The organism is Pseudonocardia sp. DSM 110487 (genome assembly GCF_019468565.1).
Lineage (GTDB): Bacteria > Actinomycetota > Actinomycetes > Mycobacteriales > Pseudonocardiaceae > Pseudonocardia.
This window is the reverse complement of record NZ_CP080521.1, coordinates 5935577-5959070: the sequence shown is the minus strand read 5'-3', so window position 1 is coordinate 5959070 and position 23494 is coordinate 5935577. Positions and strand designations below refer to the sequence as shown.

At 72.0% G+C, this 23494-nt stretch carries 18 protein-coding genes and 1 pseudogene; 9 read left to right on the top strand and 10 right to left on the bottom strand.

The window, feature by feature from the left end:
- Nucleotides 1–5 precede the first annotated feature (5 nt).
- The gene (locus K1T35_RS27760) at nucleotides 6–428 is read right to left on the bottom strand and encodes a PPOX class F420-dependent oxidoreductase (protein ID WP_220254759.1); all 423 of its coding nucleotides are present in this window, start codon (nucleotides 426–428) and stop codon (nucleotides 6–8) included.
- Nucleotides 429–463: 35 nt separating this feature from the next.
- On the opposite strand from K1T35_RS27760, the gene K1T35_RS27755 reads away from it, so the two are divergent.
- Nucleotides 464–1495, top strand: coding sequence for a 5-methyltetrahydropteroyltriglutamate--homocysteine methyltransferase (locus tag K1T35_RS27755; RefSeq protein ID WP_220254758.1), 1032 nt, complete (start codon nucleotides 464–466; stop codon nucleotides 1493–1495).
- A 2-nt stretch (nucleotides 1496–1497) separates the two neighbouring features.
- Here the strand turns inward: K1T35_RS27755 and K1T35_RS27750 are convergent, their stop codons facing one another.
- Nucleotides 1498–1713: a hypothetical protein gene (locus tag K1T35_RS27750; protein ID WP_220254757.1), complete on the bottom strand. Its 216-nt coding sequence runs from the start codon at nucleotides 1711–1713 to the stop codon at nucleotides 1498–1500.
- Nucleotides 1714–1847: 134 nt separating this feature from the next.
- Here K1T35_RS27750 and K1T35_RS27745 point away from each other — a divergent pair, with 134 nt between their 5' ends.
- Nucleotides 1848–5933, top strand: coding sequence for a BTAD domain-containing putative transcriptional regulator (locus K1T35_RS27745; RefSeq protein WP_220254756.1), 4086 nt, complete (start codon nucleotides 1848–1850; stop codon nucleotides 5931–5933).
- A gap of 81 nt (nucleotides 5934–6014) precedes the next feature.
- Here the strand turns inward: K1T35_RS27745 and K1T35_RS27740 are convergent, their stop codons facing one another.
- Together K1T35_RS27740 and K1T35_RS27735 are read right to left on the bottom strand one after the other, a co-directional pair.
- On the bottom strand, nucleotides 6015–6761 hold the full coding sequence (locus tag K1T35_RS27740) for a DUF4190 domain-containing protein (protein ID WP_220254755.1): 747 nt from the start codon (nucleotides 6759–6761) through the stop codon (nucleotides 6015–6017).
- Between the two features lie 156 nt (nucleotides 6762–6917).
- Entirely contained in the window at nucleotides 6918–8024 is a 1107-nt protein-coding gene (locus K1T35_RS27735; RefSeq protein ID WP_220254754.1) for a GlxA family transcriptional regulator, read from the bottom strand.
- Nucleotides 8025–8353: 329 nt separating this feature from the next.
- On the opposite strand from K1T35_RS27735, the pseudogene K1T35_RS49820 reads away from it, so the two are divergent.
- The 4 genes and pseudogenes from K1T35_RS49820 to K1T35_RS27715 form a co-directional block, all read left to right on the top strand.
- A pseudogene (locus K1T35_RS49820) lies at nucleotides 8354–9187 on the top strand (DUF222 domain-containing protein); the annotation flags it as partial.
- A 46-nt stretch (nucleotides 9188–9233) separates the two neighbouring features.
- Nucleotides 9234–10040, top strand: a complete 807-nt coding sequence (locus tag K1T35_RS27725) for an HNH endonuclease signature motif containing protein (RefSeq protein ID WP_220254753.1) — start codon at nucleotides 9234–9236, stop codon at nucleotides 10038–10040.
- Nucleotides 10041–10113: 73 nt separating this feature from the next.
- Nucleotides 10114–10575, top strand: a complete 462-nt coding sequence (locus tag K1T35_RS27720; RefSeq protein ID WP_220254752.1) for a nucleotidyltransferase domain-containing protein — start codon at nucleotides 10114–10116, stop codon at nucleotides 10573–10575.
- A 244-nt stretch (nucleotides 10576–10819) separates the two neighbouring features.
- Nucleotides 10820–11257: a GNAT family N-acetyltransferase gene (locus K1T35_RS27715; RefSeq protein ID WP_220254751.1), complete on the top strand. Its 438-nt coding sequence runs from the start codon at nucleotides 10820–10822 to the stop codon at nucleotides 11255–11257.
- Nucleotides 11258–11493: 236 nt separating this feature from the next.
- Here K1T35_RS27715 and K1T35_RS27710 read toward each other — a convergent pair whose 3' ends face one another.
- Nucleotides 11494–12261, bottom strand: coding sequence for a phosphotransferase family protein (locus K1T35_RS27710; RefSeq protein ID WP_255622685.1), 768 nt, complete (start codon nucleotides 12259–12261; stop codon nucleotides 11494–11496).
- 206 nt (nucleotides 12262–12467) lie between these two features.
- Nucleotides 12468–13187, bottom strand: a complete 720-nt coding sequence (locus K1T35_RS27705) for a bifunctional 2-polyprenyl-6-hydroxyphenol methylase/3-demethylubiquinol 3-O-methyltransferase UbiG (RefSeq protein ID WP_220254749.1) — start codon at nucleotides 13185–13187, stop codon at nucleotides 12468–12470.
- Nucleotides 13188–13357: 170 nt separating this feature from the next.
- Here K1T35_RS27705 and metH point away from each other — a divergent pair, with 170 nt between their 5' ends.
- A complete protein-coding gene (gene metH / locus K1T35_RS27700) occupies nucleotides 13358–16972 on the top strand; it encodes a methionine synthase (protein ID WP_220254748.1) in 3615 nt (1204 codons plus the stop codon).
- A 20-nt stretch (nucleotides 16973–16992) separates the two neighbouring features.
- Here the strand turns inward: metH and K1T35_RS27695 are convergent, their stop codons facing one another.
- Nucleotides 16993–17673 (bottom strand): TetR/AcrR family transcriptional regulator, encoded by a 681-nt coding sequence (locus K1T35_RS27695; RefSeq protein WP_220254747.1) that lies wholly within the window; start codon nucleotides 17671–17673, stop codon nucleotides 16993–16995.
- An 82-nt stretch (nucleotides 17674–17755) separates the two neighbouring features.
- On the opposite strand from K1T35_RS27695, the gene K1T35_RS27690 reads away from it, so the two are divergent.
- Nucleotides 17756–18640, top strand: a complete 885-nt coding sequence (locus K1T35_RS27690) for an alpha/beta fold hydrolase (protein WP_220254746.1) — start codon at nucleotides 17756–17758, stop codon at nucleotides 18638–18640.
- Nucleotides 18641–18656: 16 nt separating this feature from the next.
- Here the strand turns inward: K1T35_RS27690 and K1T35_RS27685 are convergent, their stop codons facing one another.
- The 3 genes from K1T35_RS27685 to K1T35_RS27675 are packed head-to-tail and all read right to left on the bottom strand — an operon-like array spanning nucleotide 18657 to nucleotide 21973.
- On the bottom strand, nucleotides 18657–19439 hold the full coding sequence (locus K1T35_RS27685) for an alpha/beta fold hydrolase (protein WP_255620796.1): 783 nt from the start codon (nucleotides 19437–19439) through the stop codon (nucleotides 18657–18659).
- A 42-nt stretch (nucleotides 19440–19481) separates the two neighbouring features.
- Nucleotides 19482–20618, bottom strand: a complete 1137-nt coding sequence (locus K1T35_RS27680; RefSeq protein WP_220254745.1) for an amidohydrolase family protein — start codon at nucleotides 20616–20618, stop codon at nucleotides 19482–19484.
- Nucleotides 20618–21973: a glutamine synthetase family protein gene (locus K1T35_RS27675; protein WP_255620793.1), complete on the bottom strand. Its 1356-nt coding sequence runs from the start codon at nucleotides 21971–21973 to the stop codon at nucleotides 20618–20620. Before K1T35_RS27675 ends, K1T35_RS27680 begins: the two co-directional genes overlap by 1 nt.
- A 519-nt stretch (nucleotides 21974–22492) precedes the next feature.
- Here K1T35_RS27675 and K1T35_RS27670 point away from each other — a divergent pair.
- Complete coding sequence (locus K1T35_RS27670; protein WP_220262894.1) at nucleotides 22493–23494, top strand: ABC transporter substrate-binding protein; 1002 nt, start codon at nucleotides 22493–22495, stop codon at nucleotides 23492–23494.

Below are 23494 nucleotides of genomic sequence, written 5' to 3'. Positions count from 1 at the left end.
CCCACCTAGTGGGAATCCGTCCAGGGCCCGACGCCGCCGATCCGCTCGACCGAGTAGCGGATGATGTAGCCGGGGCCCTTCGGAGCGGGGAACTCGTCGTCGGGCGACATGTAGACCTTGGTCAGACGGTTGAGCAGGTCCCACGCCTCGTCGCTCGGCTCGACGGTGGCCCGCGCGCGCAGCACGGCGTACGGGTTCAGCACCGCGCTCGGATCGCGCGGCCCGACGAACGACAGCACCACCCGTGGATCGCGCTCGATGTTGCGCTGCTTCGCATACCGCGCCATGTGACCGGACACGATGTCGTCGCCGTCCAGGCCGATCCAGATGACGCTCACCTGGGGGCTTCCGTCGGGATTGATGGTGCTCAGGTGGGTCAGAGGGCCGGATTCGATCAGTTCTCGGAGCTCTTTCGGCAATTCGCTCACGGCCTAACCGTATCCATCAGACCCGAGGAGGACACGTGTCGTTGCCGCTGCTGCCGACGTCCCTGGTCGGAAGCTACGCCCAGCCCGAGTGGCTGATCGACCGCGCGAAGCTCGCCGGCCGGTTCCCGCCGCGCGTGCGGGCGAAGGAGCTGTGGCGCATCCCGCCGGAGCACATCGCCGAGGCGCAGGACGACGCCACGGTCGTCGCGATCCGGCTGCAGGAGGAGGCGGGGCTGGACATCCTCACCGACGGTGAGATCCGCCGCGAGAGCTACAGCAACCACTTCGCCACCGCGCTCGAAGGCGTCGACGTCGACAACCCGGGCACCGCGCTCGACCGCAGCGGCCACCCCAATCCGGTGCCCCGGATCGTCGGCCCGATCACCCGGCCTCGGCCGGTGGAGGTGGCCGACTTGCGGTTCCTACGCGCCCACACGGACCGCACGATCAAGATGACCGTGCCGGGGCCGTTCACGATGTCGCAGCAGGCGCAGAACGACCACTACCCCGACGCAGAGGCCGCCGCGATGGATTACGCGGCCGCGGTGAACGCGGAGGTCAAGGACCTGTTCGCCGCGGGCGCCGACATCGTGCAGCTCGACGAGCCCTACATGCAGGCCCGCCCGGACGCCGCGCGCGCCTACGGGCTGAAGGCGCTGAACGCCGCGCTCGACGGCGTCACCGGCACCACGGCCGTGCACATCTGCTTCGGCTACGCCGCGATCATCCACGAGCGGCCGGAGGGCTACTCGTTCCTGCCGGAGCTCGCCGGGTGCTCCACCGACCAGATCTCGATCGAGACCGCGCAGTCCGGCCTCGACCTGGGCGTGCTCTCCGACCTCACCGACAAGACGATCATCCTCGGCGTGCTCGACCTGTCCACGCCCGAGGTCGAGAGCGTCGAGACGGTCGCGGCCAGGGCCCGGCGGGCGTTCGACCGCATCCCGCCTGCACAGCTCGTCCTCGCCCCCGACTGTGGCATGAAGTACCTGCCTCGCGACTCCGCGTTCGGGAAGATGCGAGCGTTGGCCGGGGCGGCGCGGCTGCTGCGGGACGAGGTGGGCTGAGCTCAGCACGGGGTGTGGAGTCGGCACGACGGCGCCGGCACGTCCCGGATCGGGAAGCCCCAATCGGGGTTCCGGTGCCAGAAGACGAGGCTGCGAACGTAATCGTCCATGACGGTGTAGCCGCCGTCCTTCGGCGGGCACGACGTGGCGGTCGCTGCTGGGGTGAACAGTGCGGCGCCGGCGAGTGCGACGGCGGCGAATGCGGTCAGGGCGGACATGGCTCCTCCTAGCGTCCGGCCGGGTGCCGGTGCTTGCACGGTGGGAGCCGGCGGTTCCGGCGCGGGGCGCGGCGGGGTATCGGGCCGGTATCGGGGCCGTTGACCCGCGACGGCGGCGGCCGCACACTCCCGCGGTGGCGATCGGCCTCCTGGGCCCGCTGCACGTCGACGGCGCGGCGGGGCTGACGCCCCGGGACCGGGTCGTGCTGGCGGTCCTGGCCATGCACTCGGGTGCGGTACTGGCACCCGAGCGGATCGCCGACGCGCTCTGGGAGGGGACGCCGCCGAAGTCGTGGCGCAAGATCGTGCAGGGGTGCGTGCTGCGGCTGAGGGCGGTGCTCGGTGGTGCCGCAATCGAGACGGTGCCCGGTGGGTACCGGCTCGCCCCCGCCGCGGACGAGATCGACGTGCACCGGTTCGAGCTGCTCACCGAGCAGGGACGGGACCTGCTCGAGGCGGGGCAGCCGGACCGAGCCGCGGTCGCCCTCCGCGCGGGCCTTGCGCTGTGGCGCGGGGCGCCGCTGCCGGACCTTCCCTCCTGGCCTCCGGCGCGGGTCGAGGTCGCGCGGCTGGAGGAGCTGTGGCGGCGGGCGCAGGAGGACCTGGTCGCGGCCGAGCTGGCGAGCGACCCGGATGTCGCCGCCGCCACCGCGCTGGTCGCGGAGGAGCCGCTGCGCGAGCACCGCTGGGCGCTGCTCGCGCAGGCGCTGTACCTCACCGGCCGCCAGGCCGAGGCGCTGGCCGGGCTGCGGCGGGCGCGCGACCTGCTCCGTCGCGAGCTCGGTCTGGACCCCGGCGCCGAGCTGCGGGCCCTCGAGGGCGCGATCCTGCGGCAGGACCGGGCCCTGGACGTCCGGTCCCGGCCGCTGAGCGGCGGATGCCCGTACCGCGGGCTCGCGAGTTACGACACCACCGATGCGGTGTGCTTCTTCGGACGGGAGGAGGAGACGGCCGCCTGCCTGCGATCGTTGGCCGTCTCGCCGCTGCTCGTGGTGGTCGGGCCGTCGGGAAGCGGGAAGTCCTCGCTGGCGCGGGCCGGGATCGTGCCGGCGCTCGGCCGACCTGCCGTGCTCGTGACGCCGGCCGCTGAGCCCGCGGCGGAGCTGGCCGGTCTGCTGGCCGGCGCCCCCGCGCGGTCTGCGGTCGTCGTGGACCAACTCGAGGAGCTGTTCACCGCCGTTCATGCACCGCAGGTCGTGCAGGAGTTCCTGGGCCGGCTCGTCGAGCTCGCGGAGGCCGGGCGTCCGGTGGTGGTGACCCTGCGGGCCGACCACGTCGGCGGGCTCGCTGCCGTCCCCGCGTTCGCGCGTCTGGCCGAGCGCGGGCTCCACGTGCTGACCCCGATGACCGAGGAGCAGCTGCGCGCGGCGATCGAACGACCTGCACAGGCCGCGGGCGCGCGGCTCGAACCCGGGCTCGTCGAGCTGCTGTTGAACGAGGTCCACGGTGAGGCCGGCCCGTTGCCGCTGCTGTCGCACGCGCTCGCCGGCACGTGGCACCGGATGCAGGGCCGGACCCTGACCGTCGACGGCTACCGGGCCACGGGTGGGATCCGAGGCGCCGTTGCGCGCACCGCCGACCAGCTGCACGACGCGCTCCCCGCGCTTCGGCGCGCGGTGCTGCGGGATCTGCTGCTGCGGCTGGTGAGCGCCGCCGAGGACGGTGAGCCGGTCCCGACCCGAGTTCCGTGGGCGGCCATCGGGTCGGACCCCGTCCGGCGCGAGGTGCTCGTTCAGCTCGTGCGCGCCCGGCTCGTCACAGTCGACGTCGACACGGTGACGATCGCCCACGAGGCGCTGACGCGCGCGTGGCCCCGGCTGCGTCGATGGCTGGACGAGGATGCCGCGGGCCGGCGCGCACAGCGCCACCTGACCCTCGCCGCCGCGGAGTGGGAGGAGCGCGGACGGCCGGAGAGCGAGCTGTACCGCGGCGCCCGGCTCACCGACGCCGTCGAACGCGGAGAGCGGGACCTCACGAGGCTCGAACGCGCCTTCCTCGACGCGTCGGTGCTAAGCGCAGGCGCCGACGAGGAAGCGGAACGGCGCCGGGCGCATCAGCAGGCGCGGCAGAACCGTCGCCTGCGCGTGGCGGTCGTCGCCGTTGCCGGGCTCCTCGTCCTGGCGCTCGCCGCCGGCGGCGTCGCCGTGCACCAGCGGGGTGAGGCCACGCGCACCGCGGCGAACGCCCAGGTCGACCGCCTCGTCGCGGAAAGCGCGGCGCTGCGCGGAAGCCGACGTGACCTCGCGGCCCTGCTGGCCGCGGAGGCGTACCGGCGCCGTCCCGGAGCCGCGACGGCGGCGGGCCTCCTCGGGATCGTCACTTCGGCGCCGGGCTTCCTCGGATACGTCCCGCTCACCGCTGGACCTGCACGCTCGGGAGCCCTGCTGCCGGACGGGCGCACCCTGCTCGCGGTCGGCCAGGATGCGGTGCTGCGGGCCGTCGACCTCGACAGCGGCGCCGTGCGCCAGGCGTTCCCAGCGCCGGGGCTTGCAGCCGACGGTGCGGCCGTGAGCGTCAGCGCCGACGGCCGGACCGCCGCAACGATCGCCTGGCAGGGTTCGGACGTGCGCGGCGGCCGGTCCCTCGTCGACGTCTTCGACGTGGCGACGGGCCGGAGGCTACTGCCGGAGACCGAGCCGGCGCTCGATGCCGGTGCCGTCGCGGTCTCGGTCGACGGCCGGCACATCGCCGTCTCCGGCGGTAGGACGGGCCGCGCGATGATCGTCGACATCGCAGGCGGGCGCGTGGATGTGCCGCCGATAGCCGAGGCCGAGACCGACCGGGTGCGCACCACCGCCGCGCTGGCCTTCGGAGCCGACGGCGCGCTGGTGGTCGGCTCCCCGGTGGGTGCGCTCCGCGTGGTCGATCCCGCCGACGGCACCGTCCTCCAAGAGCTGACGGGGGCACCGGAAGGCACCTCCGACGCATTCGTCGCCACTCTGGCCGGCGGTCGGGACGTCCTCACGGCAGGCACCCGGGGCGTGGCGCGCTGGGACCGGGGCAACGGCCGGCCCGCGTGGGTGCGCCCGCATGTCTCCGGCACGTGCGAGCAGGCGGCGGTCGCCGAAGCGGCAGGGGTCGTCCTCTGCGCCGACGCGACGGGACGGGTGCTCGCGCTCGACCTGGCCACCGGCCGCCCGACGGGGGAGCGCTACGACCTGCACCGCGGCCCGATCTCGGCGCTCCTGCTCGCTGTCGACGGCGCGACGCTCGTCGAGCTCGGCGCGGCGCAGCCGGTGCTTGCGCGTTGGAGGCTCGACCGGGCCGGTCCGCTCGGAAGGCAGCTCCCCGTTGCGGGCGTGCCGCGCGGGTACAGCAGCGACGGCCGGCTGCTCGCCGCGACAGGGCAAGGCGGCGTCGCCATCGTCGATGTCGCGTCGGGCGCGGTCGTTCGCACGCTGGCGGGATACGTGCAGCCGGTGTGGACTGCGGACCCGGCGCGCATCGTCGTCTGGGAGGAGCGCGGCGGCACCGGGCACGTCGTGGACGTGCCCAGCGGCCGGGAGATCGTGCAGCTCGACGGTGGGTTCGGAGAGCCACCGCGAGGGACCGGATCCGGCGGCAGCAGCGTGACGGCGTGGGGTGACAGCGAGCTGCCGGGATCCGTGATCACGTGGGATGTTCAGACCGGCGAGCACGCCGGCCGGGTCCTCGTGCGAGCCGGCGAGGAGGCCTCGCTCGCACCCGATGGCACCGTCGTCGCCGCTGTGTGGCCGGCGGACCTCCGGCTGGTGACGCGCGACGTCGCGACCGGCGCGCAGCTCGCGGAGCGATCCGGTGTGGTGTCGGCCGCGTTCGGTCCCAACGGCCTCGTCGCCGCTTCGACGTCCGACGGGCGGCTGGAGTTCCACGAGCCCCGGACGCTCGCCGTCGTCGGTCAGCCGGTCACCGGGATCCCAGGCCGGGTCGAGCACTACGCCTACAGCGCCGACGGCCGCCTGCTGGCCGCGCGTGGCAGCGACGGGGCCGTCTGGCTGGTGGACGTCGCCGCGCGCGTCCTCATCGGCGGCCCGATCCCGCTGCCAGGCCCGGTCGACGGCATTGCCGTGCGGCCGGACGGTGCCGAGCTGGCCGTCGACTCGGGCGACGGGGTGACGCTGTGGGACCTACACCCGGAGGCGTGGGCGCAGGTCGCCTGCCGTCTCGCCGGTCGGCGGCTGACCGAAGCGGAGTGGCGCGACCACATTGGGGATCCCGGCGTGGGGCCGCCGTGCCTCTGACCGGCGTTGACGGCCGGGAGGGGCGGCCTCCCGCAGGCGGAAGGCCGGCGGTAGGCCGATGGCGAGGTGGGACGGCAATCGTCACCGGGAGACCGTCCAGCTCAGCGGCGTCGAGTCCGGTCCGCGGTTGTCGTAGATGATCACGTATGTCCCGGAGAGTCCGGGGTCCTCGAAGCAGATGTTGCCCGAGACCTCGCCGGCGGGTGGGAGCATCCCGAAGCCCAGCACGTTGTCGCCGACCGGCGTCGGGGCGTGCAGGACGCGCTGCGGGTCGTCGATCTTCCAGTCGGCTCCGCCGATGAACGGCCTCTCCTCGCCGGAGGTGTTGGACAGCGTCACCGTCGAGCAGAGCAGCGGCGGACGGGAAGGCGATTCACGCTGCGGCTGCAATGCGTTCACGGTGACCACCCAGCCGCCTGTCGCTCCCGACTCGCCGGCGCGGAACTCCGTCCGCCCCTGATGCGGCGCCGCCGGCGCACCCGCGCCCGGCGCAGCGAGGGGCGAGACCGGCGCCGTGCCCGACTGGGCGCTCACCGCCATGGCCGTGTAGATCGCGAGCCGCACCACGATGGCGAGAACCGAGGTGACAACGCCTGCGATCGAGCTGCTCATGTTGTCGGCGAGGCCACGACCGGCCTGCGCGATCCCGATGGATCCGAAGATCAGTCCGAGGAGCCCGAACACGAAGCATAGGACGCCGACGATCGGGACCCAGGACAGCGCCAGAGCGACGATCCCGAGCACCAGCGCGGTTGTGCCCATGCCGTTGCGCCGCTCGCGGACGGCACCGTACGGGGGGTAGGGCTGTCGGGGGTGGTACTGCGTCACGATCGGATGTCCGCCCTGGTCGTTCGTGATCTCGGATCGCCCGTCTTCATAGCGGACGAGAGCCCGTCGTGGGCGAAGTTGGCAACAACGAGGCGCAGGGTGACGAAGATCCGTTGCGGTGGGCGAACTCCAGACCCATGGTCGGCGCGACCGGCGTCAGTGCGATGGCATGCCAGCGGCGGACCGCTGCGGTTCGGGTGACCGCGGTCGAGCGGGACGGGGTTTGCTCGGGATCGGCGTACCCGCGACCCCCTGCGAAGGGCGAGCGACCTCACCGGCGTCGGCGGCCGGATGGAGGCCTGCTTCGCGCGGGCGGAAGACCCGGCGGTAGGCCGATGGCGAGGTCCGCATCGCGCGGGAGAAGTGGTGGCGGAACGTCACCGGCGTCTCGAACCCGACCGCGGCCGCGATCTGCTCGACCCCGAGATCGGTGCGCTCGAGCAGGGGCAGGCTCGCCTGGACGCGGCGGGCGATGAGCCACTTGATCGGGCTGGTGCCGGCGCACCGCTGGAACTGGCGCAGGTAGCTGCGCGCCGACATGTGGGCGCGTTCGGCGAGCTGTTCGAGCGTGATCGGCTGGTGGAGGTTCTCCAGCATCCAGGTCATGCTGAGGGCGATCCGGTTGTCCTCGGGATCGTCCACGACCGGGCTCTCGATGTACTGGGCCTGACCGCCCTCGCGGTGCGGCGGGATCACCAGTCTGCGGGCCACTGCATTCGCCACAGCCGCCCCGTGGTCGCGCCGCACGAGGTGGATGCACAGGTCCAGGCCGGCCGCGCAGCCCGCGCTGGTCAACACGTCGCCGTCGTCGACGTAGAGCGGGGCGGGGTCGACATCGATGCGCGGGTAACGGCGGCGCAGGAGGTCGCTGTGGCGCCAGTGCGTCGTGGCCCTTCTCCCGTCGAGCAGGCCGGCCCCGGCCAGCGCGAATGCCCCCGTGCAGATGGACACCAGCCGCGCCCCGTCGTCGCGGGCCTGCCGCAGCGCCGCGACGACCTGCGGGGAGGGCTCGCGCTCCGGATCGGCCACGCTGGGGACGACGACCGTGCCTGCGGCGGCGAGAGCGTCGAGGCCGTGCGGGGTCTGCAGCGTGGCGCCGCCGATCATCCGCACGGGCTCGGGGGTCTCGGTGCAGATCGTGAGCCGGTACCAGGGGACGTCGATCTCGGGCCATGCGATCCCGAACACCTCGGTGACGATGCCGGTCTCGAAGGCCGACATCCCGTCGTAGGCGAGGACGGCGACGGAGCGAGGATCACGCATGGCGATATCTTAGCGATGTGCGGCGTCGTCGCCACTGTGTTGTGAGGCCGTCACAGCGCAGGCTTGGGGCATGACGAACCGGACGAACCACAGGATTCTTCTGGAAGCCCTCCGCCGCGGCTTTTCGGTCCTGGCGGACTTCGCGTACGGCATCGATGCCGGTAGCGCCATCCGGCACGGGCTGCCCGTGCCGCCACGGCGCGGGAGCACCGTGCGTCGGCACCGTGGATTCCACACGTCGACCAGGGGCTGATTCATCGCTGCCCCAGGGTCGCCTGTGAGGCCGGACGGCGTTGCGAGGTCGGCTCCGATCGGGTACGATCGAACGTATGTTCGATAGTGTCTGCGAGGTGGAGGCCGGCGACCCCGTCGATCCCCAACTTGAGGACGCCTTCGACTGGCTGGCCATCGAACGTGAGCTGCGGTCCGGTGTGGAGGACCGCACCTGGGGCAACACCGCCCCGTCCGGGTTGTTCGCCCTGGAGATCGATTCCGATACCCGTGAGGTGGCCGGGTTGTCGGATGCGCAGCTGGTCGATGCGATGGTCGGGTTCGAACGCTTGGCTGCGTGGGCGCAGGCCCGCCAGGCCCGGGTTCTGGCGGAGTTCGCCCGCCGCCGCCCCGGTGACGACTCGACGATGGTGGCCACCGACAAGGCGTGCGCGATGAGCCGGTTCGCCCCCGACGAGGTCGGGCTCGCGTTGAAGCTGGCCCGGCTGACCGTCAAGACCCGGATCGGGCGGTCGGTGCAGCTGGAACAGGTGCTGCCCGAAACCCTGGCCGTGTGGCAGCGGGGCCGCCTGGACGAGCGTCGGGTCGCCGCGATCTGCGAGGTCACCCACTACCTGTCGGTGGAGAAGGCGCGGGCGGTGCAGCATCGCATCCTGGACCGGGCGCCGGACCAGACGGTGGGGCAGTTGAAGGCGGCGTTGAAACGCGCGGTGATCGCGGTGGATCCCGAGGGTGCTGCGGAGCGGCACCAGGCCGCCCGGCGGGACCGGCGAGTGTCGATCACCGAGGAACCCGACGGGATGGCGTCGCTGTGGGCGCTGATGACCGCCCCGGACGCCCAGGCCAGCTACCAGTGGCTGACCCGGCTCGCCCTCGGCTGCGGCCGAGATGATCCGCGCAGCATGGACGCCCGCCGCGCCGACCTGGCCGCCGCCCTGCTATCCGGGCGACTCACCAACGCCGCACCCGACACTCACGGTGGAGCCGACACTGCAGCCGACACCGACACAGGGGCCGACACCGACGGTGCTGATCCGGCCCGCGCCACTGCGACCGCCGATCCGCAGGAGGCCACCCGAGGAAGCGGCGACGCCGGCAACGAGACCGGGAGCGAGAGTTGCAGCGACGAGGAGTCCGACACCGCGGCCGGTCAACCCCGGCAAACCCCTCGTCCAGGTCCTGATCCCCTTCACCACCCTGCTCGGCGCCGACAACCACCCCTGCGAACTGGTCGGACACGGCCCCATCACCGCCGACCACGCCCGCCACATCGCCACCGACGCCACCCTCAAACGACTGGTGTACGACCCACTCTCCGGCACCATCCTCGACCACGGCCGCACCACCTACCGGCCCCCAGCCGCACTCGCCGACTTCGTCCGCGCCCGCGACGTCTACTGCCGCAGCCCCATCTGCCGCCGCCGCACCCTGGACGGACACCTCGACCACATCACCCCCTACCCGCACGGCCCCACCAACGAACCCAACATCCACGGCTGCTGCGGCCACGAACACCGCATGAAACACGCCCCCGGCTGGGCCGTCCGCGCACTACCCGACGGACGCATCCAATGGATCACCCCAACCGGGCACCGCTACCACAGCCACCCCTACGACTACCGCACCGACCACGACCTGCCCCCGGACAAGGCCGCCGCCCGGAAGGGCCTTCCGAAGGACCTGGCCGCGCGGCTGGAACGGATCGACCGCAACCGACGCGCCACCGCGCTCTGGAACGGCGAGATCATCCCGCCCGACGACGAGGATGAGCCGCCACCCTTCTGACCGATTGGTCGCGTGGCGACCGGACCACCTGCGCAGCCGACATGAGCCGCCACACGCACCGAGGAGGGCCACCGTGACTCACCGCGGCGAACAGCCCGCGTCTGACTCGATGGTCTCGCCCGAGCGCGCCGCCGAGATCGAGGATGTGATCGAGCGGATCACTCGCTGGGCCGCTGCCCGCAAGGACGTGCTCGGCCTGCTGCTGGTCGGCTCGTGCGCCCGCAACGCTGCCCGGCCCGACTCGGACATCGATCTCGTCCTGCTCACCGATGAGATCACCCGCTACGCCGACAATACGTGGGCCGACGAGCTCAACCTCGGGAAACCGACCCGAGTCCGGCCGTGGGGACCTATCACCGAACGGCGCTTCCGCACCAACACAGGGCTCGAAGTCGAGATCAACATTAGCTCCCTTGAATGGGCGAACGCTGCCCCTGTCGATCCCGGCACGCGGCAGGTCGTGACCGATGGAGCCCGAATCCTGTACGACCCCGGAGACACCCTGATCACACTGCTGCGAGCCTGCCGTCCCTGACCCCGACGACCAGATCGTCGTCCACCGTCGCCACCAGTCCCGCTTCGGCCAACTCGGCGGCGCCTTCCGAAAGACCTCACCGTGTCGGCTGGAACGCCTCGACCGCAACCAACGCGCCACCGCCCTCTGAACGGCGAGACCGTCCCGCCCGACGACGCGGACGCCCCGCCCTTCTGACCGGTTGGTTGACTGAACTCCGGTCCGGCCGGTGGATTGAGCCGACCGGAGTGGCCACTATGACGGCGTGGAACTCGTGATCAGAACGGCGACTCCTAGCGATGCGGTGGCGGTGGCGGACATGCTTCGCGAGCTGGGATATGAGCAGGAAGGAGACCTCGTCGATCGACTCGAGCGATGGGCGAACGACGCTGCCGGCCACGTCCTCGTGGCGGGTGTCGGGGATGAACTCAAGGGCGTGCTCGCGATGTACGTCACGCCACGGTTCGAATGCAACGGCTGGTGGGCTCAGATCGTTGCCCTGGTCACTCGGCGGGCCGCTCGACGTCAGGGCGTCGGGCGGCGGCTGGTGCAACGCGCTGAGGCAATAGCAACGGCAGCTGGGTGCGACACGATGATGGTGTCGAGCTCTCGCCGGCGAGTAGCAGCGCACGAGTTCTATCGGGGCTTGGGTTACCGGGATCGTTGCTTCGATCATGGCCAGTTCGTCCGCCCGCTCTCGTAGATCGCGTGCTTGCGGGTTGTCGGGAGGATGAGGTTGATCGAATAATGCGAGCGCAGGCCTGCCGATCTCGACGCTCGTCCGATCGCGCCGGAGCTCGTCGGGATCGGCCGCGACGGACGGCGCTGGGAGCTACCCGCCCGGCGACCGGAGGGCGACGAGACCTGGGCTGATCTGCAGCGCCGGGTGGAAGCAGAGGCCCGGCAGTTCATGCGGTATTCGAGCGGGGTTCGAGCTCGTCACGTAAGCAGTCGGAGCAGGCGACGTGCCTGACGTTCGCAACTGTCCGGCGGGTTGCGTCGATGAGCGGGCTTGCCCGGTAGGAGCATGTTCAGCCAGTAGAAGGCCAGGACCCGGCGTGCCTGAAGGACACGATCGGCGGCATCCGGGCACCGTACGAGGAGCTGGAGCAGGTCCTCCGCCGCAAGGACTCCGTGCAGCCAGGTCGACAGATGCTCGACCAGGTCGGCGATCTCGAAAGCCTGGTCGCTGAGGCCCGCGTCCTCGAAATCGACCAGCCTGCAGCGTTCCCCGTCCCAGAGGAAGTTGGCGATGTTTCCATCGCCTTGGCCGAGGACCTGTCGCCCGTCCTCGAAGGCAAGCCGCGACGCGTCTGCCGAGTGGATCCATTCCGCGCCGACGACGAAGGCGCGCCGGACGTCGCCCTGCAGGTTCGGAGGCGATTCAGCGCCCCACGCCCGCAACGTCTCCACCGCGTCGGCAGGGTGCCAGATGCGCCGGGGGAATCGGCTGAGCTCTCCAGCGGGGAGGGCCTCGTGGAGCTCCGTCGTCGCATCGGCCACCGATATCACCTGGGGTGGAGTCAATGGTCGGTCGCCCAGCGGTATGCCGGGCAGGCGGGACATCACGACCACCGGGCGGCCCTCTTCGACAGCCCGGCGCAACGGCCGTGGAGCAAGCCCAGGTGCTCGGTCGGCCAACGCTGTCAGGGCCTCCCACTCCCGGCCTGCCTCGCCTCGTTGCGACGATATGAACCGCTTGGACACCTCCGAGATTCCGATGGTCAGGTCATGCGTGGAGCCGTGCACGGGCCCGACACTCCCACGTCCGCCGCTCGCGACAAGAACGGGTACGTGTCGCGGTCCTCATGCCCTCCCGGTGGTGAGCGCCGCGAGCGGTACGACGTGGTACCCCGGTTCGTCGATCACGTAGTGCGGCCGGTAGCCGGCGGTCCGTTCGTACAGGCCTGTGGTCATGCGCCCGCCTTCCGCGCGACGACCAGATCGTCGTCCACCGTCGCCACCAGTCCCGCTTCGGCCAGCTCGGCGGCGAGGCCCTCCGCGGTGACGATCCACCAGGAGTACTCGGCGCTCGCCTCGGCCAGCACGGTGCCGTCCTCGTGCCGCGTGCGGTAGCGCATCCGCCAGCGCACGGAGTCGGGGCCGGTGGGTTCCGCGCTGCCGGTGCCCTCGTAGCGGAGCCCGCCTACGGCCACGCCCATCCACGGGGACTCCGGCACTGCTTCGGCGGCGGTGGGTGGCTGCACGTTGAGCACCACCGGGCCGCCGGGGGAGAGGCGTTCGGCGGCTGCGGCCCACAGCCGCTTCCGGTCGGTCGGGGCGAGGTGGCCCACCATGTGCATCCCGACGACGGCCGCGATCCGGCCCGGTAGTGGCAGGTCGGTCGCACCGCCCGGGAACACGGTGACCCGGTGGGTGCCGCGGTCGGCGAGCCGCGCGAGCAGCACGCCGCGCAGCGACGCGGACGGCTCGACGGCTAGGACGTCGTTGCCGAGACTGTCGAGCAGGACGTCGGTGCCCAGGCCGCTGCCGGCGCCCAGCTCCAGCACGGGCCCGGCCTCCGGGTCGACGCCCGCGAGCGCAGCGGCCAGCCGGGGACGCAGGTCGGTCCACATCGGCACGCTGAGCAGATGCACGTACTCGCTTGAGGCCGAGTACTCGTGGTACTCCACCGCTACCCCCTAAGTGAAGATGATTGTCGTTCGCAGCCTAAGGCCGGGTTGCGACGCGCGGTAGGCTCGCGGACGGGTCGAGAGGCGCTGCAACGGACGTGAGTCCGCCACGCTCGGCCCGCTCGATCTGCTGTAAGGGCGCCTCCGATCACTCGGAGGTGTGCGCGCGGATGTCGAATCGTGTGACGGCCCTGTCCCAGCTGCTGGAGCGGCGGATCGCCGTGCTCGACGGGGCGTGGGGCACGATGCTGCAGGGCGCGGGCCTGAAGCCCGACGACTACCGCGGTGACCGGTTCGCCGACCACACCCACGACGTCACGGGCGACCCCGACCTGCTCAACCTCACGCGTCCCGACGTCGTGCTCGACGTCCACCGCCGCTACCTCGCGGCCGGCGCGGACATCACCACCACGAACACGTTCACGGCCACCTCCATCGGCCAGGCCGACTACGGCATGCAGGCCGCCGTGCGGGAGATGAACGTCCGCGGCGCGCAGCTGGCCCGCCAGGCCGCCGACGAGGCGGGCGGGCGGTTCGTGGCCGGCTCGATCGGTCCGCTGAACGTCACGCTCTCGCTGTCGCCGGACGTCAACGACCCGGCCCACCGCGCGGTGAGTTTCGACGAGGTCCGCGCGAGCTACGCCGAGCAGATCGCGGGGCTCGCCGAGGGCGGGGTCGACCTGCTGCTCATCGAGACGATCTTCGACACGCTGAACGCGAAGGCCGCGATCGCCGCGGCCCACGACGTCGCGCCGCACCTGCCGCTCTGGATCTCGGTCACGATCGTCGACCTGTCCGGCCGGACGCTCTCCGGGCAGACCGTCGAGGCGTTCTGGAACTCGGTCCGGCACGCCTCGCCGCTCGTCGTCGGCGTCAACTGCTCGCTCGGTGCCGCCGAGATGCGCCCGCACGTCGCGGAGCTCGCCCGCTTCTCCGACACGTACGTCGCCTGCCATCCCAACGCCGGGCTGCCCAACGCGTTCGGCGGCTACGACCAGACCCCCGACGAGACCGCGGGACTGCTGCGCGAGTTCGCGGGCGCCGGGATGGTCAACATCGTGGGTGGGTGCTGCGGCACCACGCCCGACCACATCGCGCGGATCGCGTCCGCGGTGTCGGACCTGGCGCCGCGCACGGTGGCGGCGCCGCCGGACGTCGCACGGTTCAGCGGCCTGGAGCCGCTCACCATCGGGCCGGACACCGGATTCCTGATGATCGGCGAGCGCACCAACGTCACCGGCTCCGCGCGCTTCCGGCGGCTCATCAAGGCCGGCGACCACCAGGCCGCCGTCGACGTGGCCCTGGAGCAGGTGCGCGGCGGGGCCAACCTCATCGACGTCAACATGGACGCCGACCTGCTCGAGAGCGAGCGGGAGATGACCACGTTCCTCAACCTGATCGCCACCGAGCCCGAGGCGGCCCGGGTGCCCGTCATGATCGACAGCTCCAAGTGGAGCGTGCTCGAGGCCGGGCTGAAGTGCGTGCAGGGCAAGGGGATCGTCAACTCGATCAGCCTGAAGGAGGGCGAGGAGGTCTTCCTCGATCACGCCCGTCGGGTCCGCGGGTACGGCGCGGGCGTCGTCGTGATGGCGTTCGACGAGAAGGGGCAGGCCGACACCACCGAGCGCAAGGTCGCCATCTGCGGGCGGGCGTACGACCTGCTCACCCGGGAGATCGGCTTCCCGCCAGAGGACATCGTGTTCGACCCCAACGTGCTCGCCGTCGCCACCGGGATGGCCGAGCACAACGGATACGCCAAGGCGTTCCTCGACGCGCTGCCGCTGATCAAGCAGCGCTGCCCGGGGGCGCGAACGTCAGGCGGCATCTCGAACCTGTCGTTCTCCTTCCGCGGCAACGACGTGGTCCGCGAGGCGATCCACTCCGCGTTCCTGTTCCACGCGGTGCGGGCCGGGCTGGACATGGGCATCGTCAACGCCGGCCAGCTCGCGGTGTACGAGGACATCCCCGCCGACCTGCTGGAGCTGGTCGAGGACGTGCTGTTCGACCGCCGTGAGGACGCCACCGATCGGCTGGTCACCTTCGCGAGCAAGGTCACCGGGTCCGGCACGAAGCGCGAGGTGGACCTGTCGTGGCGCGAGGCGCCGGTCGCGCAGCGGCTGTCGCACGCCCTCGTGCACGGCATCGTCGACTTCGTCGAGGCCGACACGGAGGAGGCGCGCGCCGAGGCCGCCCGGCCGCTCGACGTGATCGAGGGCCCGCTGATGGACGGGATGAAGGTGGTCGGCGACCTCTTCGGCGCGGGAAAGATGTTCCTCCCGCAGGTCGTGAAGAGCGCCCGGGTGATGAAGCGCGCGGTCGCGTACCTGGAGCCGTTCATGGAGGCGGAGAAGGAGCGGCTGCGGCTCTCCGGCCAGGCGCAGGAGGATCGCGGCCAGGGCAAGGTCGTGCTCGCCACCGTCAAGGGCGACGTGCACGACATCGGCAAGAACATCGTCGGCGTGGTGCTCGCCTGCAACAACTACGAGGTCATCGACCTCGGCGTCATGGTGCCGGCGAACGTCATCCTCGACACCGCGGTGTCCGAGGGCGCCGATGTCGTGGGCCTCTCCGGGCTGATCACGCCCTCGCTGGACGAGATGGTCGGCGTGGCCCAGGAGATGAACCGGCGCGGGCTCAAGCTGCCGCTGCTCATCGGCGGCGCCACCACGTCCCGGCAGCACACCGCCGTGAAGGTCGCGCCGGCGTACGACTCCAGCACCGTGCACGTGCTCGACGCATCGCGGGTCACGGGCGTCGTGTCCCAGCTGCTCGATCCCGAGCGCGCCGAGAAGCTCGACGCCGACAACCGCGTCGAGCAGGAGCGGCTGCGCGTCCAGCACGCCTCCCGCCAGCAGCGGCCGATGCTCACGATCGCGAAGGCGCGGGCCAACCGCGAGCGGGTGCCGTTCGACGACCTGCCGGTGCCCGCGTTCACCGGCGTCCGCACCGTCACCCCGGCGCTCGAGGTGTTGCGGGAGTTCATCGACTGGCAGTTCTTCTTCCTCGCGTGGGAGCTGAAGGGGAAGTTCCCCGCGATCCTGGAGAAGCCGGCGGCCCGCGAGCTCTTCGACGAGGGCAACCAGCTCCTCGACGAGATCGTCGCGGACGCGTCGCTCCAGGCTCGTGGCGTGTACGGGTTCTGGCCGGCCCATGCCGACGGCGACGACATCGTCGTTGCCGGCCCCGTGCCCGATGTGGGGGAGGTGCGTTTCCCGATGCTGCGCCAGCAGACGGTGAAGCCGGAAGGCCGGGCCAACCGCTGCCTCGCCGACTACGTCGCGCCTGCCGGTGACCACCTCGGCGGCTTCGCCGTCTCCGTGCACGGCGCCGACCAGCTCGCCGCCCGGTTCGAGGCCGAGCACGACGACTACCGGGCGATCATGGTCAAGGCGCTCGCCGACCGGCTGGCCGAGGCGTTCGCCGAGCAGGTGCACCTCGAGGCCCGCCGGGCGTGGTTCGAGCCGGACGCCGACCCGGCCCTCGCCGACCTGCACGCCGAGCGGTTCCGCGGCATCCGGCCCGCGCTCGGCTACCCGGCGAGCCCCGACCACAGCCTCAAGAAGGAACTGTTCGAGCTGCTCGGCGCCGAGCACGCCGGCATGGGACTGACGACGTCGTACGCGATGACACCGGCCGCGAGCGTCAGCGGGCTGATCTTCGCTCACCCGGACTCGCGCTACTTCACGGTCGGGCGGATCGGGGCCGACCAGCTGCGCGACTACGCCGAGCGCCGCATGCTCCCGCAGGCGGAGGTCGAGGACTGGCTGCGGCCGAACCTGGACTAGGGGCCACGGACGGGGACCGGCTACGCCTCCAGGAGGCCGGCCAGCATGCGCGGCAGGATCCGATCGAGGATGGCGTCCTCGGGCACCGGTGGCGCGTCGGCGAGCGCCGCGGCCAGGTGCGGGTGGCCACCCGCTGAGACGACCGCCCCGAGGAACTCGGCCTGGGCAGCGCTCCAGGACGCCGTGGAGTCGCCGACGCTCAGCTCGGTGCGCACGGCCAGTGCGACGATGCCGTTCAGCATCGCCACGGCCTCCAGCTTGACCGGGCCCGCGACGTCCACCCCGGCCAGCGCGGCGAGGGCGTACTCCAGCTGGTCGACCGCTCGCGGGCCGATCCCGACGTGGCCGGGGACGAGGTCGAGCAGCCAGGGGTGGCGGCGGTAGGCGTCCCGCAGTTGGTGGGCGAGCGCCACGAGGTCGGCCCGCCAGTCCCCGGACGGGGGACGGCTCAGGTCGAGCTCGCCCGCGACGGCGTCGGCCATCAGCTCCAGCAACTCGTCGCGGGAGTCGACGTAGCGGTACAGCGACGCGGGTCCGGTGCCGAGCACCGAGGCGATCCTGCGCATCGAGACGGCCCCGAGCCCGTCCGCGTCGGCGAGCGTGACCGCGGCGGCGGAGATCCGGGCGCGGTCGTGCTCGGGGACGGGGCCGCGCCCGGCTCGCTCCGGGCGCAGCCAGATGCTGCGTGGCCGGTCCGGCATGTGACCTCCCTCGTTTTGCGAACAGCGTACCCAGTAGCGTAACCTCGTTTCTGCGAACATCGATCGCAGAAGAGGAGGAGTCGTGAACACCCACTACGCCCGCAACGGCACGGTCCGGATCGCCTACTCCGATCTCGGCGGCACGGGTGGCGACCCGCTGTTGCTCGTGATGGGCCTCGGCGTCTCCCGGGCGTGGTGGCCGCAGGGGCTCGTGTCCGCGCTGGTCGAGCAGGGGTTCCACGTCGTCGCGTACGACCAGCGCGACTCGGGGGAGTCCACCCGGTTCCCCGACGAGGACAACGTCCACCCGTTCGCCGCGCTGTTCCGTTCGCGGTCGGCGCCGTACTCGGCCGAGGACTTGACCGACGACGCCGTGGCCGTCCTCGACGCGGTCGGCTGGAACTCCGCGCACGTGTTCGGCCACTCGCTGGGCGGTCTGCTCGCGCAGCGCATCGCACTGCGCCACCCGAGCCGGGTCCGCAGCATCACGGTCTCCGGCGCGATGCCCAGCGACGCGGCCGGGATCGGCCAGCTGCGGCACGTCCGGCTCGGCTTCGTGCTGCGGATGTCGCGGCTGAAGTTCCCCGAGGGACCCGAGGGAGACGTCGCCGCCGGGCTCGCGCTGGCCCGCGCCATCGCGTCGCCGGGCTACCCCTTCGACGAGGCGGAGGTTCGGGCCGCCGTCGAGCGCGAGGTCACGAGCGGGATCCGGGACGCGCGGGCACAGAGCCGCCAGATCGGCGCCCCGTGGCACGGCGGCCGGCTGGCCGAGCTGACCGTTCCCGCACTCGTGCTGCACGGCGAGCAGGACCCGGTGGCGCGGCCGTCGGCGGCCCGGGCGACGGCAGGCGCCGTGCCGGACGCCCGGCTCGTGCTCCTGCCCGGCGTCGGACACGATCTGCCCCGCGCGCTCTGGCCGCGCATCGCGGGTGAGGTGCGGGCACTCGCCGACCGGGCGGTTTCCTAGACGGGAACGTCGTCCGTCAGCTCGTAGCCGTCAGGAACTCCCGCACCGCCGGACCGGCGACGTCGCTGCGCTCCTCGAAGTAGGCGTGCCGGGCCCCGGCGATCAGGTGCAGCCTGGCGTCGGGGATCCGGTCCGCGAGGAGCGGCGCGTTGGCCGTGGGGTTGAGCTCGTCCTGGTCGCCGTGCAGGACGAGAGTGGGCGCGGCGATCAGCGGGAGTGCGTCCCACGCGTCGTGCGCGTTGCTCGCGAGCAGGTGCTGGTGGCGGGCGTGCCGGGGCATCGTTGGGTCGCCGAGCGTCCAGTACGGCTCGGGGTTTCGCGCGAGCCACTCCGGCGTGTACATGAGGTCGAGCAGGCTGCGCCGCAGCGCTGCCGGGTCGGGAGTGGCGAGCGCCTTGCGGACCGCGGCGGAGCGCTCCACGGCGTGGGTTCCGCCGGGTGACGTGCAGCCGAGCACGAGGCGGCGCACCCGGTGCGGGTGCTTCACGGCGATCCACTGGGCGACCCGGCCGCCCATCGACGTGCCGTACACGTCCGCGCGTTCGATGCCGAGGTCGTCCAGCACCGCGATCGCGTCCTCGGCGAAGCCCGGCGTGCTGTAGGGGCCCTGCGGCGCGTCGCTGCCGCCGGTGCCGCGGTAGTCGACCGTGACGACGCGGCGGTACGCATCGAACTCCGCGCGGACCCGCGTCCACCACCGGTGCGAGCTCGCCTGGCCGCTGAGCATCAGCAGCGGCGTTCCAGCGCCGGAGGTCTGGTACGCGATGCGGGTGCCGTCGGAGGTCGCTGCGTCGGTCACGTGCCGATCTTCCCAGGGGGATGTGTGGCGAGCGGTGGGCGTTCACCCCAGCCGGTAGACGCGGCGCGCGTTGTCGCGCCCGACCATGTCGACCACCCGCAAGGCGTCGGTGGCCGACCAGTCGCCGTCCTCCACCCAGCGGCCGATCACCGAGGTCACCGCCCGCCGCCACAGCACGGCGCCGAGGTGGTGCAGCTCCGGCGGGCCCCACGCGTCGGAGGAGTAGAGCTGCTTCGCGAACGGCGCCAGCTCGAAGGACTCGGCCACCACTTGGGTGCTGCGCACCCCGACGTGGTTGATCGCGAGGCCGACGTCGAAGTGGACGTTCGAGAAGGCCTGCGCGAGATAACCGGCCTCTCGGTGGTACGGGTAGCAGTGCAGGAGCACGATCGGCACGTCCGCCACGCCCGGCGTGCGCAGGACGTCCAGCAGGTGGATCGGGTTGGCGCGGTGCAGGTCCAGGTCACGGTCGCCGAAGCCGGTGTGGATCTGGATCGGCAGGCCGAGGCGCACCGCGGCATGCAGGCCGTGACGCAGGAGCACCGGGTCGACCAGGCGCCCTCCACCGCGGTCCACCCAGCGGCGAGCCGCATCGGCCACGGCGTGCGGCGGTGGTGGCGAGAGGTCGATGTCGAACCCGGCCCGGTAGGCGAGGACCGACTTGACCCCCACGGCGTGGCGCGTGGCGCGCTCCAGCCGGGACGCGAACTCGTCGGCAAAGGCGCGGCCGGACACCCCGCAGGCGGCCAGCTCCTCGGCGAGCGACTCCAGCCGGACGATCAGGTGGCCGCGGCCCTTCGACGCGGCGGCCATCCCGCCGACGTCGAGGACCGTTCCGGCGCCGTACCCGGTGTCGATCAGCCAGTCCGACACCCCGGCGGCCCGCAGGAACCGCTCGGTGACCGTGCTGACGCCGAGCTCGGCGCGGCGTGCCCAGTACTCATCGGCGGGCGCGTGCGGCGGGAGATCGAGCACGGGGGCGCTGAAGCGTCGGATCGCGAAGCCGAGCTGCGAGTCGAACTGCGTCATCCACTCCGGGACGGGCTCGGGGGAGCCCTCGTTGAGGTGGGTCTCGAACTCCGCGCGGTCGAGGTCGGCGGTGAAGGCGCCGTGCACGTGGTGGTCGACCAGCCGCAGCGCCCCGACGTGCTCGGCGACGTCAGCGAACCCGGATCCCATCAGGCCGACCAGGAGTACCGCAGCTTCTCGGCGACCGCCTCGACGTCCTTTCCGCCGTAGGTCTCGAGCTCGTAGCGGCGCACGGCCATGAGCGCTTCGAGGATCTCCTCCCCGAGCAGGCGGCGGGCGCGGTCCGAGGATTCCAGCGCCTCCAGCGCGGAGGCCTGGTCCGCCGGGAGGCGCACCGTGCCCGTGCGGGCCGCCTCCTCGGCCGTGAGCTCGGCCGGGGCGACGGTGACCTCCGGCGGCAGCGGCTCGCTCTCGGCGAGGCCCTCCAGCGCGAGCCCGAGGAACGCTGCGGCGGCGAGGTACGGGTTGGCGGACGGGTCGATGCACTTGAGCTCCACGCTTGCGCCGTGCGGGTTGCCCGGCGTCGCCGCGAGGAGCCGCACCGCGGCCTCCCGGTTCTCCCACCCCCAGCAGGCGAAGGCACCGGACCAGTGACCCGGCTGGAGCCGGTGCTGCGACAGCACGGACCCGGCGAACACCGCGGTGAGCTCCGGCAACCCGGCGACGATCCCGCCGAGCGCTGCGCTCCCGTCGTCGGTCAGTCCGTAGGGCCCGGTGCCACCCGACAGGAGCGGGGCCCCGCCGAGGCTCAGCGAGAGGTGCTGGTGTGCCCCGTTCCCGCTGCCGCCCGCGAACGGCAGCGGCGAGAACGACACCGCGACATCGTGGCGGCGCGCCACGCGGCAGGCGAGCAGGCGAGCCAGCACGACGTGGTCGGCGGCTGTGAGCGGATCGGTCGGGCTGATCGAGAACTCGAGCTGGCTGTCGCCGTACTCGGCGTGGAGCTGTTCGATCGGAAGGCCGGCTCGATCGGCGGCGGCGAGGAGGTCGAGCACGAACGGCTCGATGTCCAGCAGCGCACCCAGCCCGTAGGCGTTCCAGCCCGGACCGCTACGCGGCGTGAGCACCATCTCCAGCTCGCAGCCGAGGCGTGCGTCGAGCCCTCGCTCGGCGAGCCCGGCCACGGTCCCGCGGAGCAGGCCGCGGGTGCAGACCGGAGCCGGTGCCCCGCTCTGGTCGAACATCTCCGCGGGCGCCCAGGCGAGCCCCTCGCCGAGCACGCGGAGGGCGGTGAGGTCTGCCCGCAGCCGCAAGTCGCCGACCACCCCGAACCGCGGGGTGAACGCGATGGCGTTGTCGACGCAGAACACGTTCCAGCTGGGCGAGGCGCCCATCCCGCTGACGTGGAACGCGCCTGCCCGTTGTGCCGGTACGTGCTTTGCCCTGATCACCCCCGCCGGGTCGACCACCGAACCGGACAGCAGCCGAACGTCGGCGTCCTCGAGGCGGGCCCGTGCGCTGGCCAGCTCCTCGTCGGCGAGGACCGGCATCGGGTACGTGGTCACGGGAGCGAACGCTACAACTCACCGAGGGGGAATGGGATCACTCCAGCCGGGATCGGTGGACCGGGCAGTCGGGTGCGATGAGCACTCCGAGACCGGCGCGCGGGTCGTTCGGCAGCATCGGACAGAGGCAGCCGCGGGCGGCGGCCGCGGTGCTCCCAGGGCCCTCGGAATCCCAGACATCTCCCAGTTCCAGATCGTCGGTGAGCGCGCTGCCGTCCGGAGGCAGCGGCCATTCGTCGCCGCCTCCGGGGATCGGTCCGATCGGCTCATCGTCACCAGTGCCGTTGTGACGCACCCGTTCATTCAACCGGATTACACGGGGCGGCCGCCCGTCACGGTGCGTCACGGCCGCCGCTGGAGAGGGTGGAACGTTATCGGCTCTTGACGCGAGCTTCTCTTGACGGCGGGGCATGTTAGCGCTCACAGTGACCGCCGGGTGGGACGGGCATCACACGATTCCGACGGTCCCGCCAGTCCAAAACGAACGCCTTGGGAGGCGCTGTGCGCACAACGACGACGTTGCCCGCGCTCCGTAAGCGGGCCGCTGCTCTCGCGATCACAGCGGCGGCCGCGCTGGTGCTCGCCGCGTGTGGTGGCGGCGGTGGTGATGGTGGCGGCGGGTCCGCGCCCGCCGCGGGTGGGGACACGATCAAGCTGGGCTTCTCGCAGGTCGGCGCCGAGAGCGGCTGGCGCACCGCGAACACGAAGTCGGTGCAGGACTCGGCGGCGGCCGCCGGCATCGACCTCCAGTTCTCCGACGCCCAGCAGAAGCAGGAGAACCAGATCAAGGCGATCCGCTCGTTCATCCAGCAACGGGTGGACGTGATCGCGTTCAGCCCGGTCGTCGAGTCCGGGTGGGACACCGTCCTGCTCGAGGCCAAGCGGGCCAACATCCCGGTGATCCTCACCGACCGCGCCGTCGACTCGCCCGACACGTCGCTCTACAAGACGTTCCTCGGCTCGGACTTCGTCGAGGAGGGCAAGAAGGCCGGGCAGTGGCTCCTGCAGAACGTCGACGCGTCCGCCGGGCCGGTGAACATCGTGGAGCTGCAGGGCACCACGGGCTCGGCCCCGGCGATCGACCGCCAGGAGGGGTTCAACGAGGTGATCAAGCAGAACCCGAACTACCAGGTCATCGCGTCGCAGACCGGTGACTTCACGCGCTCGGGCGGCCGCCAGGTGATGGAGGCGTTCCTGAAGGCGAACCCGGACATCGACGTCCTGTACGCCCACAACGACGACATGGGTCTCGGCGCGATCGAGGCGATCGAGGCGGCCGGCAAGGTGCCGGGCCAGGACATCAAGATCATCACGGTGGACGCGGTCAAGGACGGCATGCAGGCGCTGGCCGACGGCAAGATCAACTTCATCGTGGAGTGCAACCCGCTGCTCGGCCCGCAGCTGATGGACCTGGTCAAGAAGGTCAAGGCGGGCGAGGAGGTGCCGGCGCGCGTCGTCACCGAGGAGACGACGTTCGACACCGCCGCCGCCAAGGCCGCCCTGCCCAGCCGCCAGTACTGA